Origin of the sequence: Rufibacter roseus (assembly GCF_001647285.1) — a bacterium.
GTDB lineage: Bacteria > Bacteroidota > Bacteroidia > Cytophagales > Hymenobacteraceae > Nibribacter > Nibribacter roseus.
Genome location: NZ_LRML01000010.1, coordinates 112,437 through 132,091, shown reverse-complemented (window position 1 = coordinate 132,091; position 19,655 = coordinate 112,437). Strand labels below are relative to the sequence as shown.

At 48.2% G+C, this 19,655-nt stretch carries 20 protein-coding genes; 19 read left to right on the top strand and 1 reads right to left on the bottom strand.

The annotated features are described in order from the left end of the window. The first annotated feature begins 152 nt into the window (after window positions 1-152). The 5 genes from A8O23_RS15465 (at window position 153) to A8O23_RS15445 (ending at window position 6,015) form a co-directional block, all read left to right on the top strand. A complete protein-coding gene (locus A8O23_RS15465) occupies window positions 153-1,130 on the top strand; it encodes an isoaspartyl peptidase/L-asparaginase family protein (RefSeq protein ID WP_066622960.1) in 978 nt (325 codons plus the stop codon). 2 nt (window positions 1,131-1,132) lie between these two features. Then, window positions 1,133-1,894, top strand: coding sequence for a copper homeostasis protein CutC (locus tag A8O23_RS15460; RefSeq protein ID WP_066622958.1), 762 nt, complete (start codon window positions 1,133-1,135; stop codon window positions 1,892-1,894). A gap of 884 nt (window positions 1,895-2,778) precedes the next feature. Then, window positions 2,779-3,912: a Re/Si-specific NAD(P)(+) transhydrogenase subunit alpha gene (locus A8O23_RS15455; RefSeq protein ID WP_066622955.1), complete on the top strand. Its 1,134-nt coding sequence runs from the start codon at window positions 2,779-2,781 to the stop codon at window positions 3,910-3,912. A gap of 400 nt (window positions 3,913-4,312) precedes the next feature. Continuing rightward, window positions 4,313-4,600 (top strand): NAD(P) transhydrogenase subunit alpha, encoded by a 288-nt coding sequence (locus A8O23_RS15450; protein ID WP_066622952.1) that lies wholly within the window; start codon window positions 4,313-4,315, stop codon window positions 4,598-4,600. A gap of 11 nt (window positions 4,601-4,611) precedes the next feature. Further along, window positions 4,612-6,015 carry an NAD(P)(+) transhydrogenase (Re/Si-specific) subunit beta gene (locus tag A8O23_RS15445; protein WP_066622949.1) on the top strand — a complete coding sequence of 468 codons (1,404 nt, stop codon included), beginning with the start codon at window positions 4,612-4,614 and terminating at the stop codon, window positions 6,013-6,015. 169 nt (window positions 6,016-6,184) lie between these two features. Here the strand turns inward: A8O23_RS15445 and A8O23_RS15440 are convergent, their stop codons facing one another. Further along, window positions 6,185-7,396 carry an OprO/OprP family phosphate-selective porin gene (locus A8O23_RS15440; RefSeq protein ID WP_161486751.1) on the bottom strand — a complete coding sequence of 404 codons (1,212 nt, stop codon included), beginning with the start codon at window positions 7,394-7,396 and terminating at the stop codon, window positions 6,185-6,187. 578 nt (window positions 7,397-7,974) lie between these two features. Here A8O23_RS15440 and A8O23_RS15435 point away from each other — a divergent pair. The 14 genes from A8O23_RS15435 to A8O23_RS15365 all read left to right on the top strand — a co-directional run bounded on the left by A8O23_RS15435 (window position 7,975) and on the right by A8O23_RS15365 (window position 19,352). Further along, window positions 7,975-8,640 carry a DUF5025 domain-containing protein gene (locus tag A8O23_RS15435; RefSeq protein WP_066622943.1) on the top strand — a complete coding sequence of 222 codons (666 nt, stop codon included), beginning with the start codon at window positions 7,975-7,977 and terminating at the stop codon, window positions 8,638-8,640. Between the two features lie 168 nt (window positions 8,641-8,808). After that, window positions 8,809-9,261 carry a YhcH/YjgK/YiaL family protein gene (locus A8O23_RS15430; protein ID WP_066622940.1) on the top strand — a complete coding sequence of 151 codons (453 nt, stop codon included), beginning with the start codon at window positions 8,809-8,811 and terminating at the stop codon, window positions 9,259-9,261. Window positions 9,262-9,341: 80 nt separating this feature from the next. Continuing rightward, window positions 9,342-9,926, top strand: coding sequence for an outer membrane beta-barrel protein (locus A8O23_RS15425; RefSeq protein WP_066622932.1), 585 nt, complete (start codon window positions 9,342-9,344; stop codon window positions 9,924-9,926). Between the two features lie 226 nt (window positions 9,927-10,152). Then, window positions 10,153-10,401 carry an Atu4866 domain-containing protein gene (locus A8O23_RS15420; RefSeq protein ID WP_066622929.1) on the top strand — a complete coding sequence of 83 codons (249 nt, stop codon included), beginning with the start codon at window positions 10,153-10,155 and terminating at the stop codon, window positions 10,399-10,401. 630 nt (window positions 10,402-11,031) lie between these two features. After that, window positions 11,032-11,925 carry a helix-turn-helix domain-containing protein gene (locus A8O23_RS15410; RefSeq protein ID WP_066622921.1) on the top strand — a complete coding sequence of 298 codons (894 nt, stop codon included), beginning with the start codon at window positions 11,032-11,034 and terminating at the stop codon, window positions 11,923-11,925. Between the two features lie 248 nt (window positions 11,926-12,173). Further along, window positions 12,174-13,031, top strand: a complete 858-nt coding sequence (locus A8O23_RS15405; protein WP_066623031.1) for an oxidoreductase — start codon at window positions 12,174-12,176, stop codon at window positions 13,029-13,031. A 377-nt stretch (window positions 13,032-13,408) separates the two neighbouring features. After that, window positions 13,409-13,960 (top strand): SIR2 family protein, encoded by a 552-nt coding sequence (locus tag A8O23_RS21775; protein ID WP_066622919.1) that lies wholly within the window; start codon window positions 13,409-13,411, stop codon window positions 13,958-13,960. 9 nt (window positions 13,961-13,969) lie between these two features. Then, window positions 13,970-14,977 carry an SIR2 family protein gene (locus A8O23_RS21770; protein WP_204377709.1) on the top strand — a complete coding sequence of 336 codons (1,008 nt, stop codon included), beginning with the start codon at window positions 13,970-13,972 and terminating at the stop codon, window positions 14,975-14,977. A 156-nt stretch (window positions 14,978-15,133) separates the two neighbouring features. Continuing rightward, window positions 15,134-15,715, top strand: a complete 582-nt coding sequence (locus A8O23_RS15390; protein WP_066622913.1) for a Crp/Fnr family transcriptional regulator — start codon at window positions 15,134-15,136, stop codon at window positions 15,713-15,715. A gap of 365 nt (window positions 15,716-16,080) precedes the next feature. Continuing rightward, a complete protein-coding gene (locus A8O23_RS15385; RefSeq protein ID WP_066622910.1) occupies window positions 16,081-16,971 on the top strand; it encodes a pirin family protein in 891 nt (296 codons plus the stop codon). A gap of 265 nt (window positions 16,972-17,236) precedes the next feature. After that, complete coding sequence (locus A8O23_RS15380) at window positions 17,237-17,929, top strand: helix-turn-helix transcriptional regulator (protein ID WP_066622907.1); 693 nt, start codon at window positions 17,237-17,239, stop codon at window positions 17,927-17,929. Between the two features lie 78 nt (window positions 17,930-18,007). After that, window positions 18,008-18,400, top strand: a complete 393-nt coding sequence (locus tag A8O23_RS15375) for a RidA family protein (RefSeq protein ID WP_066622897.1) — start codon at window positions 18,008-18,010, stop codon at window positions 18,398-18,400. Then, complete coding sequence (locus A8O23_RS15370; protein ID WP_066622894.1) at window positions 18,401-18,976, top strand: YdeI/OmpD-associated family protein; 576 nt, start codon at window positions 18,401-18,403, stop codon at window positions 18,974-18,976. 139 nt (window positions 18,977-19,115) lie between these two features. Continuing rightward, the gene (locus A8O23_RS15365) at window positions 19,116-19,352 is read left to right on the top strand and encodes a TM2 domain-containing protein (protein WP_066622891.1); all 237 of its coding nucleotides are present in this window, start codon (window positions 19,116-19,118) and stop codon (window positions 19,350-19,352) included. Window positions 19,353-19,655 lie beyond the last annotated feature (303 nt).

Below are 19,655 nucleotides of genomic sequence, written 5' to 3'. Positions count from 1 at the left end.
CGGCCCTTGTTGGTGTTATCACCAACAAGCAGAGCTGCTGATCTGGCCTCTAACAATACGTGCGGACACAAGCGGACCCTTGCGCCATTCTTTATACTTTACCATAAAAGGATTTGCAGCTGCCTCTTATATAAACGATATTCCAAAAAATCATGAAAAGCAGACGCCATTTTCTCCGGCTTTCGGCATTAGGCACCGCCTTTGTCAGCGGGTTATTCCCTATCCATAAAGCATTCTCGGGCAGCATACAGAAAGGCAAAGTAAACAAGCCATTGGTTATTTCCACCTGGGACCACGGCATGCCCGCCAACGACGCCGCCTGGGAAATTTTATCAAAAGGTGGACACGCGCTAGATGCCGTGGAGGCCGGTGTGCGTGTGCCAGAAGGTGACCCCAAGGTACGCACAGTTGGTTACGGCGGCTACCCAGACCGTGAAGGCAACGTGACCTTAGATGCCTGCATCATGGACAAAGACAGCAACTGCGGTTCGGTGGCGTATCTGCAGCACATCAAGCACCCAATCTCTGTAGCTCGTAAGGTAATGGAAGACACCCCGCACGTCATGCTGGTGGGCGACGGGGCATTACAGTTTGCCATGTCAAAAGGCTTTCAGAAAGAGAATTTGCTTACGCCAGAGTCAGAGCGCGACTGGAAAAACTGGCTCAAGGAATCTAAATACCAGCCAGTCATCAACATTGAAAACCATGACACTATTGGCCTCTTAGCATTAGACAGCCATGGAAACTTAGCCGGAGCCTGCACTACCAGCGGCGCATCTTTCAAAATGAAAGGCCGCGTGGGCGATTCCCCTATAATTGGGGCCGGTTTGTTTGTAGACAACGAAGTAGGTGCCGCCACGGCAACTGGTTTAGGCGAAGCAGTGATCAGAATGGTGGGCAGCCATTTGGTGGTAGAACTCATGCGGCAGGGGCATTCACCGGAAAAAGCCTGTCAGCTAGCGGTAGAGCGGATTATGCAGAAGCAGAAAAACGTGAAAGACCTGCAGGTGGGCTTTATTGCCATCAATAAGCAGGGCGAGTACGGAGGCTACTGCATTCAGCGCGGCTTCAACTATGCTGTACGCGACAACAACACAAATAAACTGTTTGACGCCAAACACAAACTGTAGCCATGCCCCAGAACCCTGTGCTGCTGGAAGTTTGCATTGACTCGGTGCAGAGCGCCATTACCGCACAAGAAGCAGGCGCAGCCAGAGTAGAACTGTGTGACAACTTGGTAGAAGGCGGCACCACGCCCAGCGCTGGCATGATACAGCTCTGCCGCCAGCACCTGCACATTCCGCTGCACGTACTCATCCGGCCGCGCCGAGGCGATTTCCTGTACACGCCCTTAGAGTTTGCCGTCATGAAAAAAGACATAGCAGTAGCCAAAGAGCTAGGCGTTGATGGCGTGGTACTTGGTGTTCTGCTACCCGACGGAAACATAGACATACCTCGCATCCAAGAACTGATGCAGCTGGCGTACCCGCTCAGCGTCACCTTCCACCGTGCCTTTGATCTTACTCCTGACCCTTTTAAGGCGCTAGATGACTTGCTAGCTTTGGGAGTACAACGCCTGTTAACCTCTGGCCAACAGGCCACTGCCCCAGAAGGCGCCCAACTGATAGCGGAGCTTCAAAAAACTGTGGGAGAGCAACTGATTATCATGCCTGGCGGCGGCATCAATGAACAAAATATTCACCAGCTTATTCAAGAAACCGGCGTACGCGAAATACATGCCTCTGCCAGAGACAGAAGGGAAAGCCAAATGCAGTACCGTCGAGAAGACCTGTTCATGGGCGGTACTCCTCTGCCAACAGAATATGCTTTGATGGAAGCCTCGGCTAACAGAATTAAGGCGCTGGCCGCTGTTACTGCACCATCATTTCAATAGCCAAGGCACCTAACACAGAGGCTCGCAGGTCTGCAAGACACTGCTAGGTCTTTTGATATGGCGAAATAGCGCATCAGAAATGCAAGGGAGACAAGGCAGCGTCTGGATTTTACATTCAAGAAAAAAATGAAAAAGGTGATGCGCGGAGCGCGAGTGCCTCTTCCCAGGAACTGCAGCAATAGAAAACCAACAACCACACTTCAAGAACTGCACTGCTAGCAGAACTGGAACTGTTACCAGCCGTGGGGATGAGCGCCTCGCTTTGAGCGGTGCCGCGCCAGCGGCAAGACCGAAGGTCTAGTGAAAAGGGCAGTGCGAATCCACAGGGCGGGGCCTCGCGGCCATGAGCGCACGGAGCCAGAGAAACGGAGAGGGCTGTCTTGTAAGACCTTGGAAAAGCAGAACCTACGCCAGCTCGGAAGCGGAAAAATGAACGAACTTAGGCAGAAGCAGGACTAGTTGTCCGTGAGAACACACAACAACGGCAGGTGGTAAAGCGAAAGTAAGAGCAAAAGTCTTCGTTAGATCCTTCGGCTAGCGCTCAGGATGACCGCGATAATGTAAAACTAGAATGTGTGGGCCGGCAGGAGTAAACCTCCCCTTTCGTCCCCTTCAAAGGGGAGATATCAGAAATACGCACAGCCGCAGTATTCACTTAATGTTTTTGGCTTGTTTTTCATTAAACAGCCTCAAAACAGAACGGAAACCTCCTTCCCTGCTGAATTAGGAATCATCCCAAACAATTCTTAACTTTTACTTCCTAATCCCCCTTCGCTCACCGCCTGCCAAACATTTGTTTTTTACAATTATTTTACAAAAGTCTTGGCAAATTGATTATTACCTGCTAATTCTGTTGAAATTTTCAAAACAAACAATACAAACCCTTGAAATTAGCTGTAATTAAAGAGACCAAAGTGCCGGAGCGGCGGGTTGCCCTGACACCGGACGTGGTGAAGTCGCTCACCAAAGCAGGCTTTACATGCGGCGTAGAAAGTGGGGCTGGCGAGGCTACAGGCTTTTATGACAGCGCCTATGAGCAGGCTGGGGCCATTATATTCCCAGACAAAGCCGCCATGCTGGCCGATGCCGACGTGCTGTTGAAAGTGAATGCCCCTACGCTGGAAGAAGCCGCCATGTTACGTGAAGGCAGTGCCCTCATCTCTTTCCTCTATGCCTACACGGTGCCGGAGCTGGTGAGCACATTAGAGAAGAAGCGCATTTCGGCTTTTGCCATGGATGCCGTACCACGCATTTCCCGTGCCCAAAAGATGGATGCCCTTAGCTCACAGGCTAACCTGGCGGGCTATAAATCGGTACTCTTGGGTGCCAATGCCTTAGGCAAGATTTTCCCGCTTATGATGACGGCCGCCGGTACCATTACCCCAGCCAAAGTGCTTATTTTCGGAGCAGGTGTGGCGGGCTTGCAGGCTGTGGCCACCGCCAAACGCTTAGGTGCAGTGGTAGAAGTAACTGATGTTCGTCCTGAAACCAAAGAGCAGGTAGAATCTTTGGGCGGTCGCTTCCTGGAAGTGCAGGCCGAAGGTGTGAAAACTGAGGGTGGCTACGCCAAAGAAGTGTCGGCGGAGTACCTGCAGAAGCAGAAAGAACTTATCTCCAAGCATATTGCCGAGGCCGACATTGTCATTACCACCGCGCTGGTGATTGGCAAAAAAGCCCCGCTCCTGGTCACCGAGGAAATGGTGCAGAGCATGCGCCCCGGATCAGTAATTGTGGACATGGCCGTGGAATCTGGCGGCAACTGCGCCCTCTCAGAGTTCAACAAAACGGTAGTGAAGCACGGCGTCACCATCATCGGCGAAGCCAACTTGCCCGCCATGGTCTCTGTAAACGCCAGCGAGCTTTATGCCAAGAACATCAGCACACTGCTGTTGCACCTGGCCACCAAAGACGGCTTCAAGTGGGAAATGGACGAAGAAGTGACCAAAGGCTCGCTCATCACCCACCAGGGAGAGCTGGTACACCAATTCACGAAGGATATTCTGGCCAAGGCGGTGTAAACTTCTATTTAAAGGATTAGGGGATTGCGCGGATTTCCTTTGCAGATGTAGAGACCAGGCACCGCCTTGTCTCCCACGCATTGCTGACAATTCCTTACTTTTAAATGCAAGGCAGAGATTTACGCAGGGCTGGTTCTTCGCCCTTGGTGAAACGGCGGCAAACGCAGAGAGACAAGGCGGTGCCTGGTCTCTACAGAATCAGGAATGCGCGGATCTACTGGTGGAAACATCCCCCTGCCCCCTTCAAAGGGGGAGTATCTGAAAGTTTAGGATTTCGTTTTTGACGTGTTTACAGAAAAACAAGCCTAAAACAATCTGGCCAACTGCTTGCTTGGCATCGCCGATCAACAATTACCAGAGAAAAAGAACAACCAACAATTGAACAATCAACAATAAAGAAATGAACGCAGAAACGCTTTTAGTGCTCCTCTACGTGCTGGTACTGGCCAGCTTTGTGGGGTTTGAGCTTATTTCAAAGGTGCCGCCTACGCTGCACACGCCCCTGATGTCGGGGTCTAACGCCATTTCGGGCATTACCATTGTGGGCGCCATTGTGGCCGCAGGGCCCATGGACAGCAGCGTGAGCAAATGGTTGGGCATAGGCGCCCTTTTGCTGGCCACGCTCAATGTGGTGGGTGGTTACGTGGTGACCGACCGCATGCTCAAAATGTTTAAGAAGAGAAAATAAGCCGCACGACCATGGATAAAGATTTACTTATAAAAATTGCCTATCTGGTAGCTTCGGTGCTGTTTATCATGGGCATCAAGATGCTGGGTAAAACGGCCACGGCCCGCAAGGGCAACACGCTTTCTGCAGTGGCCATGTTTATTGCGGTGCTGGCTACGCTTCTGAACAGCCAGGTACTGAGCTTCACCGAAATTTTCGTGACCATTCTCATTGGCTCAGCCATTGGGTTGTTTGCCGCCCGCCGCGTGGAGATGACCTCTATGCCCGAAATGGTGGCTATTTTCAATGGTTTCGGGGGGGCATCCTCTGTTCTGGTGGCTGCCTCTGAGTACTGGCGCCAGGCGCACGAGGCAGGGCTTACCATGCCGGCGGTGGTGGCCGTGACGGTGGTGATCAGTATCATTATTGGAGCAGTGACCTTTACCGGCTCGTTAGTGGCTTTCGGAAAGCTAAAAGGGCTGATCAACGGCCGCGCCATTACGTTTGGCGGGCAACACGCCCTGAATGCCTTGCTGTTTCTGGGCGCGCTGGCGTTTAGTGCCATGGTAGTGTTAGACCCTAATTTTGAGCTCTGGATGCTGGCCGTAATGGCCATTGCGCTGCTACTAGGCGTACTTACGGTAATTCCTATCGGCGGGGCCGATATGCCGGTGGTGATTTCCCTCCTGAACTCTTACTCAGGTATTGCCGCCTGCGCCACGGGTTTCGTGCTGAACAACCAGGTGCTCATTATCACGGGCGCGTTGGTAGGGGCCTCGGGTATTATTCTTACCCAAATCATGTGTAAGGCCATGAACCGCTCTTTGGTGAACGTATTGCTAGGCGGGTTTGGGCAGACCAGTGGTGCAGCTTCTACGGGTGGTGGAGAAGACATTGTGGTGAAAGAAGTAGGCGTAGAAGAAAGCGCTATGTTGTTTGACTCAGCCAGCAGCGTGATTATTGTACCGGGTTACGGTATGGCAGTAGCGCAGGCCCAGCACGTAGTGCGTGAACTGACGGACCTGCTGGAGAAACGCGGCACCAGCGTGAAATTCGCCATTCACCCGGTGGCGGGGCGTATGCCTGGTCACATGAACGTACTTTTGGCCGAGGCTAACATTCCGTATGACAAGCTTATTGAGATGGACCACATTAACGACGAGTTTGCCAATACCGACATCTGCCTTATCATTGGCGCGAACGACGTAGTAAACCCTGCGGCCCGCACTAACCCTGGCAGCCCAATCTACGGCATGCCGGTACTAAACGCTGATAAAGCCCGTACCGTTATTGTCTGCAAGCGTGGTATGGCGGCTGGTTACGCCGGTATTGAGAACGAGCTCTTCGGTTACCCGAACTGCCTCATGCTCTTCGGCGATGCCAAGGCTTCCATGACCAAAGTGGTAAGCGAACTGAAAGAACTGGTGACAGCGTAAGGCCTTTGGCCAATTGAGAATTAGGAATTAGGAATTAGGAATAGTTGAGGCTTTGAAGCCAGAAGCTGTTTTTGACTTGATTTTAGGGAAAGAGCCCGAAAACGTTGTTTTCGGGCTCTTTTTGTTTGTTGACGTTATAGATTTTTTCCTCCCGCCTCCTATTAAATTTTTAAAACGTAAACTGCAACCGGCCCTGTAGCGTGTTGGCTCGTGCGCCTTGGTTAAAGAGAGAGTGCACATAATTCATCATGACCCGGGTATTGGTGTTGTAGTACCAGGTTAGGCCCGCGGTAACATTGTGCAGGGTGTGTAGGGGCTGGCGTGAATCGCGGAGGTCAAGGTACGAATACCGCAAACCAGCCTCCCATGCTCCCCCAAAATCATCTTGACCCGGGTGCCGGGGCTGCAGCACTGGATTAAATCTGTTGGAGCCTTTGCTGTAAACCCGTGCCCCTCCTTTCAGGAAGAACGAGGTGAGCAGGTAAAAACTCTGGTACCGGTGTTTGGCGTTGGCCAAACCATCTGGAGCCTGATTTGAAAACTTTGTGAAAGACTGTATCCACTCGCCCTGCAGAAGCCAGCGGCCACGGGTAAAGCCCAGTTCAGTACCCAGTTGGTTCACGTTTTCCACACCTTTCAGCACGCCCGTGTCAAGGTAATCGGGGCTGGTGTTGACTTCGTTGTTTGTACTAATACGATAGTTACCGGTGTCTGGGGCAATGCGGTTAAAGGCTAAGCCCAGGTGCAGCACCTGGTTATGGTCTGCCACCACGGGGGCAAAGGCCCAGCGGGTAGTGAACGAGTGGTCCCCCAGCCCTTGGCGGTCATTGCCTAGGTCATCGGTAATCCGGAACACTCCCACGTAACCCCGCAGCCGCTCTTGCCAAAACGGCTTCTGCACCATGATACCAGTATTGCGGTCGGGGCCAAAAGTACTGGTAAGCGCGCGTTCCATGAACACAATAGCATTGCTGCTGGTTAACTCCTCCAGCCCGAAAGGCTCCCGGAAATGCCCTACGGTAAGCCGCTCCACCAAAGGCACCTGCAGAAAAGCCACGTACATGTCGGCAAATTCTATGTCCTCGCCAAAGGTAACCTCAAATTCATACGCCAGCTCTTTCCTGATATTTCCTTCTAGCGAAATCCGGGCCCGTCGCACTTCTACCTGAGTTCTTTTATGCTCAAAACGACTTCCCAACTCTTCAGACTGGCCAGAGTACGCCAAGTCATAGTGCAGCCTGCCGCCTACCGAGAACCGGTACAAGGTGTCTTTGCTCCGGAACTTGAGCCCATCTTGCCAATACGCCTCCAAGGGAGATGACTGACCCATGGCTTGGGCAAACATAAAAGTACAGCAAAGCAGCAGTAACACTCTGCGCATAGGCATTTGATCTGAAGGTAAGAATTGGGTTGAAAAATTAAATTGTCCCCACCACTCGGTGGTAAAAAGAGCGGGAGGTCGAACAACGTTATCCAGATATTTCCGGAAAGCGCATTAGGTCATTAACGACAGCAGCTGCACTTTGGTTGTTTCTTTTCATATTTGAACACGGCCAAGCCAAAGTACCTGGGTTGCCCGCCTGGCTTATAAATTAATGGAAATACCTGTTGCCATCTTTAAAGTATGTTTTTGGCAAAGAGGCCGTAGAAGAGATTTATCTTTGGCTCTGCCCAACCGGTTCTGTTCTTTTACCTTTCTTTCGCTAGCAGCCATTTTTCCTGTATCAATCCTGCCGAAGGCTTGAACTTTTTATTTGTTATAGCCCTTGCAAATTATTTTTTCATATGCAGGCACCAACGCAGATAAATTAGCGTAGCATCCTGAAAATGAGAAAATTTATCTACCTTAAGCGTGTTGATGCCTTGCGCATAGAACAACGCTTAAGGTGGAGACTACCGTGTACCCACCCCCTTAAATACACACCAGAGAACAACGTGTCATACCTTTATTCTACCCCCATGGAAAAACGAATAACTCCCACCAAAACAAAGACTTTAAGCATGAGGGTTAGTTCTCTGGCACTGGCAATACTACTGCTAGCGGTTAGTAGTTGCACCTCAGATGATGAAGGAACGCCAGTTAGAGAAGCAAGCCTGCCCCTGAACACCTTCAGCATGAAAATAGGAAATCAGGAATGGGTACCAGGTCAGAGAGAACAAGATGCCTGCAGCCGCACGTTCTCCCTGGACCAATCGGGGCTTGTACGAGCACAAGGCGAGATTCCATTTTATACCATCTGGGCGTATAAAGACCCACAGGGCTTGGCTGATTATAGAAGTGAGGATGTTTTGCTGATTCAGTTCATGAACGTGACCAATACAGGCACCTACCCCCTTACCGGCACCTATAAACAAAACTTTGACTCCTTTGTGATCTATAACCAAAACAAACCTGGTGAACCTTCACGGCGCTACGTTAACAGAAGTGATAAAGCAAACTTTTGGGTCACCGTAGCCGCCTTCCACCCTATTTCTGGTTCTGTTGCTTTAACAGGCATTCAAGGTACCTTCTCCGGCACCCTGTACAATGAAGCCAATCCTTTAGATTCTCTCGTGATTAGCAGTGGAAAGTACTCCTTCAGGAAAATGCATGGCAGCAGATTTAACCAATGCGAAGAGAAGTAAACAGCCTCTGCTTCTTAAACAATAGATGTTACTCTTTGGTAATTGGCCTAAAATGGTGCAATTTACCAACCTACTCAGCAGAAGCTTTGGGTGGTTTTAAGTATACTAGCTTGCGTTAACAGCAGTTTTCACCAACGCTTTCTCGCCTTTCCTTTACAAAAAAGACTTATGGTTTTAGACTCTCTGCAACACGCCGCTCGCTACTACGCACTGCACCCACTGTTCAAGCAAGCCTTTCAGTTTCTACAAGAAGCAGATCTTCAGAATTTACCCACCGGCAAGATAGAACTAGCCGGCGATGATCTTTTTGCCATTCTCTCTGAAGGGCCTGGTGTAGCCAAGGCAGACGCTAAAATGGAAGCGCACCAGCGGTACATTGACATCCAGTATATTGTGCGGGGAACTGATCACATGGGCTGGCAAGACCTTTCTTCCTGCGGCACTTCCATAGAGCCCTACTCTGCCGAGCGCGATGTCTATTTCTTCGACGTGAAGCCTACCAGTTGGTTTGACGTACCGGCGGGCTTTTTCACCATCTTCTTCCCCAATGATGTGCATGCCCCTCTGGCTACGCAGGAAGTGGTGCGTAAAGTGGTGTTGAAGATTGCGGTGCAGGGGTAAAGCAGGCTGTACTGGCTCCCTAGACCAAAAGGAATTTCTTTAGCTTCCTTATTTTATCTATCTAATTATTCCATCTTCACATGAAAAAGGTCTTTTTCACCATCTTTCTCTTTTCTTGCCTCATTGCTTCGGCACAGGCCCAAACAGAAAAAGGCGCAAGGCTTATTGGCGGTTCCGGCAGCCTTTACATTGACACTGAAGGCCCAGACAACACCACCGCTCTTTCGTTAACCCCGCGCTTTGGCACCTTTGTGGCAGATAACATTGCTCTGGGCACAGGCATTCCGGTGGCTTATTCTACCACTGATTATTATAAACTCTACACCATTGGCCTTACGCCTTTTGTTAGAGGCTACTTTGGCTCTTCGCCTACTAAACTGTTACTGGAGGGACGCGCGGGGTACAACCGAGTAGGAACTAATTTCAACGATGATTATAACTATATGAACAGGCCTGACGCTGAAGGATATTTCAGTTACGGTTTCGGGGCGGGTGTTACCCAGTTCTTGAATGAGCACGTGGGCATTGAATTGATGCTCAATTATGACAAGGCTAATTTGTCCTCTAATACTTTTCAAAGCAGAGGGTTAACCGGCATTACCCTTAACTTAGGCTTCCAGATCTATTTATCAAGTGTACTGAGCCAAATAACCGACCCTAATTAGCAGCAGAAATCTGATTTGGGCCTGATTTTGGTAAAACAGGCCCAAATCAGAAATGACTTTTACAGAGCCCAGTGCTTTAGAACTACTCTTCTCCCCCGCCCCGATTGTTTGAATTTTGCAAGCAATGGTTTGATACAGGCAAACACCTTCGCCTTCTCTCCTTCTACTTTTGTAATCAGGAAATACGGAAAGAATTCATTCTCGCCAGGCAATTAAAGACAAGATTATGAAAGAAGAAGCACACCCCTACGTGGGCATGTGGGTCACCGCCGACGGTTACATTCGGCACGAATTGCTGCCCAACGGCCGCTACGACGAAGCCCGCGGCTCCCGCCAAAGCGCCTACCAAGGCTCTTATACCCTCACCGGAGACCACATAGACTACCAAGATGACACCGGCTTCACCGCCGACGGTGATTTCAAAGACGGCATTCTCTACCACGCCGGAATGGTGCTATATCGGGAAGAGCAGTAGTTTACTGTTTTGGGGCTGGTGCTCTTTCAAATTAAAAATTAGAAATTAAGAATTAGAAATTGTAAGAGGATAAGAAAAGTCAGTCTGAACTCCTGTTCGATTCTTCTAAGAATTAAATTAGAGAAGCACTAGTTTCTTGAAAGCAGGTTAAAAACAGAACTTCAGAATAATAAGCTGCTCGAGCCCCAGCTGTTTGGACAAGCTGTTCGGGATTTGCAATCCCGAACTTAAATACCTGCGGATTTGCAATCCGCGGCTCTTGTTGATCAAATGCGCTGCCCTCTATGGCGCGGAAGCAAATCCGTGCCTTTCTAAGCAGCGTAGGCAAGTGCGGCTCATTCCCTTCGGCAAGTTTACTAATATGACGATACCCGATCGTCCCCCTTTGAAGGGGGTAGGGGGATGACAAGGGCATCAGAAGAACCAATAACAACTACTAAAAGAGCAAGAAAACGATTCTCGGGAATACCTAATCTGCACGAGTAATCATCCCGAGCCTTCAAAGGGGGACGAAATGCGTGCACAATATTTGAGAAAAGGACTGACCTAGAAAAGAGTTTTCGGTCTGCTTTTCAGAAAACAGGCCGAAAACATAACAAACAGATCCCCTGAAATCACCTATCTTCCATCATGGCACCTACAGAGACTTTAGAAGAATTTTACCAGCACAAATTCAAGGGACTTCCCGAAAACCTGAAGAAAGACCTTGGGCATTTTAATGTATTCCGGCTAGAAGATTGCGCCCTTACCCCCGCCAATTACAGCCGCCGCGATTTCTACAAAATCTCCCTGATCAGGGGGCACTTCCGGTACCATTACGCTGACAGAAGCGTGGAGGTAAAAGGCACAACGCTCATGTTTTTCAATCCGCAGGTGCCGTACACTTGGGAGGCGGTTTCTGGGGAGCCCAGCGGGTATTTCTGCATTTTCACGGAGGCTTTTTTCACTGAGAAGATACGGGGAAGCCTGCAGGATTTGCCTATGTTCGCCTTGGGCGGAAAACCGTTTTACCCTTTAAATGAGGAGCAGGAGCAACAGGTGACGGCAATTTTTGAGAAGATGCTGTCGGAGATCAGTTCTGACTACCTGTATAAGTACGACCTGCTGCGCAATTACGTGACCGAGATGACGCACTTCGCCCTGAAGAGCCAACCGGCCGAAGTACTGTATGAACACCCAGATGCCAATGCCCGTATTACCGCCGTGTTCAGTGAGTTGCTGGAGCGCCAGTTCCCGATTGAATCACCTGGCCAGCGGTTCCAGCTGCGATCAGCCAAAGACTTTGCCGAGCAGCTGGCAGTGCACGTGAACCACCTGAACCGCGCCATCAAGAAAACCACTGGCAAAACCACTACGGAGCTTATTTCGTCGCGACTAGTGAGCGAGGCCATGGCTCTGCTCAAGCACACTGACTGGAACATCTCGGAGATTGGCTACAGCCTGGGCTTTGAAGAACCCGCGCATTTCAATAATTTCTTCAAGAAGCACACCTCGTTGCCGCCCTCGCAGTTCCGGCATGTTTGATTTTTGCAAGTGATGGTTTGATAGGCGCAAACACCGCCGTCCGCCCCTGCCCTACCTTTGTTTTAAGAGCTTGTTTACATTTTGATTTTGCTAGCGAAAAATGGCAGAGAAAGGTTCTGCCGATGTGGTTTTTGAGCAGCATAGCAGCGCTATGGTGAGAAAAAAGCACGAAGGCAGGTTCTTTATATGCCGTTTTGCAGCGCAAAAGACAAATGCAAACATGCTCGAAACTTAAAACCTTGGAAACCATGGAAAATCAAACCAAAAAAGTGTGGTTCATTACCGGCGCCTCTAAAGGCATTGGCCTATCTCTCACCCGCCAGCTGTTGCAGCAAGGGCATGCGGTGGCCGCCACCTCCCGTAGCGTGAAACAGCTCCCTCAAGCCGTTGCTTTTTCTACAAATCAGTTTCTGCCTTTGGCTATGGACTTGACAAACGAGGAAAGCGTGGCGCAGGCCCTGGCCAAAACCGTGGAAACCTTCGGGCGGGTAGACGTGGTGGTGAACAACGCGGGCTACGGCCTTTTGGGCAGCCTGGAAGAACTCACAGACCAGGAGGCAAGGAAGAATTTTGAGGTGAACGTCTTCGGGGCATTGAACGTGATCCGGAAAGCGCTGCCGTACCTGCGCCGCCAAAACAGCGGCCACATTTTCAACATTTCGTCCATTGGGGGCATGAACGGAAACTTCCCGGGCTTCGGGGTTTACTGCGCCACCAAGTTTGCCGTGAACGGTTTCACCGAAGCACTGGCCGTGGAGGTAGAACCGTTCAACATCAAGGTAACGGTGGTCATGCCGGGTTACATCCGCACGAACTTCTTAACCGAAAGCTCACTGGTCACGCCGCAGTCTCCTATGGCCGAGTACGCCAACGCCCGTGAAATGCAGACCCTGCACCAGGAGCAGATTAACGGCAACCAACCTGGCGACCCCGAGAAAGTAGCCGCCGCCCTCATCCAAACCGCCACTTCTGAAAACCCACCCGTGCACTTGCTCTTAGGTTCAGACGCCTATGACATGGCCACCGCTAAACTGGACAGCCTGGGGCAGGAGTTTGCGCAGTGGGTGGAGGTAAGCCAATCGGTGGGGTTTGAGGTGGAAGTTTAGCGGGGGAAGTTTAGCGTTTCCTGTTTGGTCAGGATTGGGAGAGGTGTTTATCTGCCTGGAGAGGCGGATGAGCACCTTTTTTGTTTTTGAATTTGTAGGCTCAGCCTGATAGGATTGTGTGTGAGGTACTGCCCGAAGAGGGAAATCACCGGAATGCCTACTGCTTGAATTCATTTATCACGGTATACTGATAGTGAAGGAGAACGAGTGCATGAGTCATGTTAGTATGCAGGAATGAGTGCAAAATGTTAAACAATGACTAAAATAGCTCATAAACCTATTAACAGAAATTAATATTTTTAATAATAAAATAAATCCTATATTAGATGCATATATTTACAAATTAAACATTGTCTAGCAACAGATTTATAAATCATATGAAAATAGAAGAATTCATCTCAAGATATAAAAATCATCCTATTCTATTTATTGGTATTGGTATTAGCTTAAGATATCTTGACAACTCCTATACTTGGGATGGGCTATTAAAAAAAATTTCTTTTGATTTAAAAGAAAATGATGAATACTATCTAGACATCAAATCAAAGTGCTTCCATAACAATAAGTTTGACTTTTTAAAAATAGCGTCGATACTAGAAAAAGACTTTAATGAACAACTACAAGATGATAGACGGGGTAAGTTCGAGCGCATTAATGACATTTTTTATGAAAATATGCAGAATGGAAAAAACTTAAGCAGGTTCAAGATTTATATTGCAGAAATTTTTTCTTCTTTAATGTTTAAAGAAGAAAAAAAAGAAGACTTAAAAGAGTTAAGAAAAATAAGAAAAAACATAGGCTCAATCATTACAACAAACTATGATTCCCTAATAGAAAATTTTTTTGAATTCAATAAACTTGTAGGCAATAATATACTATTAAGCAACCCTTATGGTTCGGTATATAAAATACATGGATGTCACCAATAGCCAGATAAAATAATTATAACTGAAGAAGATTATAAAGGATTCGATGAAAAATACGAACTAATTAGAGCACAACTACTCTCTCTCTTTATCCACAACCCCATAATATTTCTAGGATATAATGTAGGTGATGACAACATAAAGAAAATATTAAGAACTATTTTTTCTTATGTTGAACATAATTCAGAATCAGCGTCTAAAATTAAAAGTAATTTTTTACTCGTGGAATATAGCCCTGGGGATGACAATGACATAATAAGTGAGCATGATATAGTTTTAAATGAAGGGCTCACAATTCAAATTAATAAGGTTAAAACTGATAATTACTCAAAACTTTACAACTCAATTTCTAACATTCATTTACCTGTTACTGCCTTAGATGTTAGGAAAGTTCAAAATGTAGTGAAAGAAATTTATGCTGGGGGTGAAATTAAAGTTAGCATAACAGAGGATTTAGACACTTTGAGGAATGGTGATAAAATATTAGCAATTGGCTCAACGAAAACCATTAGTTACCATTATGAAACTTCAGCTGAACTACTTTCCAATTACTTTAAAATTATAGATGAATCTAACTATCAAATCTTATTTTTAATAGATAAATATAAAATTCAAGCTGCTCAATATTTTCCAATCTTCGGTTTTAGTAAAATAAATTCACAAATTCAGTCGATAGAAAAACTAAAAGAGCAACAAGTAAAGAACATTGATGAATGTCTTAAAAATATAAAACCGGCTTCACAAAAAACACACATTACTGTGACCGATATTTTAGCAGACGAGACTATTCCTTCATCATACAAAACCAGTTCTATTATCTGGAACACTTTCTACCGGAATATACCATTAGAATTAACTGAAAGTTATCTTCGAGAAACATCCTCAAATCCGACTACAGATTATAGAAAAATTTTAAGTATATATGACTGGGTTAAATATAGTAGTGAAACTCAAGATTTAGGGACCGAATCAGACATAATACAGGGGACTTCATTCAACTCAGCTGTTACACCCATATAATTTAAGTAATTATTGAACAGGAGACGAGTAGCGACCACAATAGAATATTCTAACTCTATTCATTAGAAATAGATCTAGTCTGATAAAAGTTAAATAATATGAATCGATAAGGCTTTTCAGAGCCTCCTGCTTCCTCTTTTGTATTCTTTTTCAACCATGCACTCATCCCTCTTCACCTACATCACCCACTACACCCAAACCCCGCTCACCCAGCAGGAGCAGGCGCTGGTGCAAGAGGCCTTCCACCCGAAGAAGCTGCGGAAGAAGCAGTACCTGTTGCAGGAGGGAGATATTAGCCGCTACATGGCTTTTGTGGTAAGCGGGGCTATGCGGCAGTACAGCGTAGATGAAAAGGGCACCGAACACGTGGTGCAGTTTGCGGTAGAAAACTGGTGGGTTGGTGACCGGGAAAGCTTTCTCATGCTCACGCCTTCTTTGTACAATATAGATGCTTGGGAAGACACCCAACTGCTGGTCATTGAAAAAGCAGATTTGCTACAACTGTATGAAGAGGTGCCTACCCTCCTGCAGATGGCCCGGCGAATGGACGACCGCCACTCCATGGCTACACAACGCCGCATCAATGCCGCCATCAGCTTCTCCGCCGAGAAACGCTACGCGGAGTTTGTTGAGTGCCACCCGGAATTTGTGCAGCGGTTTCCACAACACCTTATTGCCTCGTACTTGGGCATCACCAAAGAAACCCTCAGCCGCATACGCAAGCAGCAGGTGCATTAACGGTGTCTTGCGTGCAAGGGGTAGCTTTTTTTTGTTTTCGGCTTGTTTTGACGAAAACAGGTTAGAAACAGGTTTTACCCAAATAGCGCTGCTCACAGAAGTGAACCCACCCCTACCCCTCCCAAGAGGGGAATTGCGGGATTACGGCAGCCTGCATTTACGTTAACACCTAATTTGTAGGGAGCTTTCTCTTGTACTTGCCATCATTGATGTTGCTACCTGATACTTGCTGCACACGTTGACATTTGTCAACGTCTTTTTTTACCCTAGGTCATCGTGTTCAGGCGGGGTTGGGCTGCACCTTTGTATTGTTCCTGCCGGCGATGATCATCAGCCCCAGGACGCCACGCTAAAAAGACATAGCCATGAAAAAGAACGTAAGCTTTTCTACCCGCGGCCAACGCGCCGATATTGGAGACCTCCTCATTTACCGCATGCTGCCTAACCGCTACGCCCAGGCTGTGGGTCCGTTTGTGTTCCTGGACCATATTACACCCAAAGTACATGCGCCTACTGAAAGCAGAATGCAAACTGGTACGGGCGCGCATCCGCACCGCGGCATTGCCACCCTCACCTACCTACTACACGGCAAAGGCGAGCATTTTGACAGTGCCGGCCACCACGCCAAAGTAACCAGCGGCGGCATTCAATGGATGAAAGCGGGCAATGGTGTTATCCATGACGAAACCCTAAACCCCAACCCAGCGGAAACCACTGGCCTCACCCACGCCATGCAGTTCTGGATCAACCTGCCCAGCCAACACAAAGCCGAAGCTCCTGCATATTTAGCTGTACAGGCCGCAGAGGTTCCGCAAAAGATGTTAGAAAATGGCAAAGGTTGGATCAAGGTCATTGCCGGCAGCTATGAAGAACTGGCCTCGCCTATTCCCAGCTATTCTGAGCAGTTCCTGTATCACCTGCACCTGGAGCCTGGCCAAACATTCAAGCAAGAAACGAGTGCTGGGGTAGAGTACGCTGCCTTCTTGTTGGCTGGCAATGCGCAACTAAACGGCACCGAGCACACCGCCAACGAGTTTGTGGAGTTTGACCGCTCTGAGGGCTCCGTAGAAATCACAAATCCGCAGGAGACCGCCATTGATGTGATTCTCTTCGGGGGCGAACGTTACGCAGAACCAATTGTAGCCGAAGGTCCTTTTGTGATGAACAGCAAAGCTGAAATTGCTCTGGCCTACCGTGATTTCTTCAACGGCAAGTACGGGCAGATTGAGTACAATAAACCGGTTCTAGTGAAGTAAACTGTTTTTTCTAAAAGAATTCGTTTATAACAGCAGACACTACACTTCTTACCAAGGGATCAGGGAAGACTTACCTTCAGGTTGATAAATATAAACTATCCCAAATACGAGTTGTTTTTAGCCTGTTTTTCTTAAAACAGGCTAAAAACAACTTTTCGTTTCTAATGCTTTTCTATGGAGAAGAAATTAACCAAAGCACTAATCCCTTCTTTTCTACCAGACATTCAACCATCTTGCATTCCTGAAAAATAGGGCAGACAGACAAATGAACGACAAGGACACCACCCGGCTCTCTCGCCTGACGGCTATTCTGACGCAGCTGCAAACCAAGCGGCTCACCACGGCGCCTGATCTGGCAGAGAAGTTCAGGGTAAGCGTCAGAACCATTTACCGCGACATGCGGGCTTTGGAGCAGGCAGGTGTGCCAATTGTCACCGAAAACGGCAAAGGCTATACCTTGTTGGAAGGGTACAGAATTCCGCCGGTCATGTTTTCCGAAAGCCAGGCCAACGCCTTGATTTTGGCCGAGCAACTGGTGCTGAAGAATAAAGACTCCTCATTCATTAAAGATTACACTGAGGCCATTGACAAAATAAAAGCCGTGCTCCGGCCCGCCGAAAAAGACAAAGCTAACCTGCTAGCCGACCGGACTCGCTTTGAGCAGAACCTTACCCGAGACCGGAACAGCAACCACCTCTCGCAGCTGCAGAATGCCCTTACCAACTTTTACCTGGCACACATAGAGTACACCAACGAGCAAGGCACCGCCACCAGCCGCACCATAGAGCCCTTTGCTTTGGTGAGCACCACTGAGAATTGGCTGCTCATTGCCTGGTGCCGGTTACGCACCCAGTTCAGATATTTCCGGTTAGACAGAATCACGCTACTGAAGGTGCTTCCAGAGAAGTTCACTCCTCACCACATGACCCTGCAGGAATATTTTGATCAATACCATTAAGCGCTTATTGTACCCCTGACATACCGCTGTCACCAGGCCGCTCCACCTTTGCAGAGTAAACTTTAAAACCACAAAGAAATGGAAAAGCACACAGTAGACCCCTGGGCCTGGGGCAGGAACACCAACTCGGCACAAGCGGTGGAAGTAAAAAACGTAACCGGCACGCTGTACTGTTCGGGACAGGTAGCCCTGGACGCTAACGGCATCCCCAGCACCTCTGACATGCGGTCGCAGCTCCTGCAGACCATCGCCAACCTGGAGCTCCTGATCAGCGAATCGGGCTATGAATGCAAGAACATTGTACGGCTGAACGTGTACACCACCTCTACCCAGGAATTTTTCATGACCTGCATGGATGTGTACGTGCCGTTCCTGCAGAAGCACGGCATTCAGCAGGCCACTACCCTGCTGGAGATAAAAGGACTTTTCGCTACCTTGACCGTAGAACTGGAAGCCACCGTAGTCAAATAAATGCAGCAAAAAGAAGTAGAAATCTTTTATCCGGCAAACCGTGCCGCCTGGCGAAAGTGGTTAGAAACAAACCACCTTTCCAGCCAGGCGGTATGGCTTATTTTCTACACCAAAAAATCAGGCAAAAGCACCATCACCTGGGCCGAGGCCGTGGAGGAAGCCCTCTGCTATGGGTGGATAGACAGCAAGAAAGTAAAGATAGACGAAGAAAAAGCGCACCAATTTTTCAGCAAACGCAAACCTAAGAGCACCTGGTCCAAAATTAACAAAGCCAAGGTGCAACAGCTTATAGCAGACGGCCGCATGACCGCCGCCGGCCTACAAATCATAGAAACTGCCCAGCAAAACGGCTCCTGGAATCTCTTAGACAGCGTGGAAGAATTAGTCATTCCGGAAGATCTGGAGGCGGCCTTTGCCACGCACCCAACGGCGAAAGACTTTTTCCTGCGCCTAAGCAAATCCGCCAGAAAAGTTCTGTTGCAGGGGCTGGTGCTGGCCAAACGCCCCGAAACCCGGCAAAAACGAATTACGGAAATAGTGGATCTCGCTAATCAGAAACAAAAACCTCGGCCTTAAGAAACACACTTAACTTCTCCCCACTCACGCTCACCGTTTCAGAACATGAGTGAGTGTACTACACTAGCAGAAATCAGAGAAAAACGGATTGTAATGCTCCAATGTATTATCTGATAGACAATTACTACACCCAATCCATATGAAATCAAAACTGGCAGCGTATCTCTTGTGGTTCTTTCTGGGTTGGTTGTCTATGCACCGGTTCTACCTGGGCAAGATAGGCTCAGGTATACTGTACCTGCTCACAGGGCAGTTGCTGGGCGTTGGTTGGCTCGTAGACTTATTCCTGACCAGCAGCATGGTTGATAACTACAACAACAAGGTGGAAATCCAGAATTTGCGCCGCGAAGTTCACGGGCACCGGCCTCGGCAGTAATTAATAAATCATACTGCCTCTGCTTATTCCCTATTTTCGGCCTATTTTCCGAAAAGGAGCCTTAAAACAGTATTATATTTTACGCAAAGCTTCAAGCAAAAGCGCCCCGCTGGCTAAACCAATGGGGCGCTTTTTATTTCCCTTGAAAAACTGCCACCGCAATAACTATCAGTTACACTTTAAGCTGCGCAAACGATTGCCATATTTCTCTTTTAGGTCTTCTTTTCCCAAAAGTGCTAAAAACTATATTTTAGCACCATTAGGCGTAACATTCAAATTAAATTTACTTCCTGAGCGCCTAGC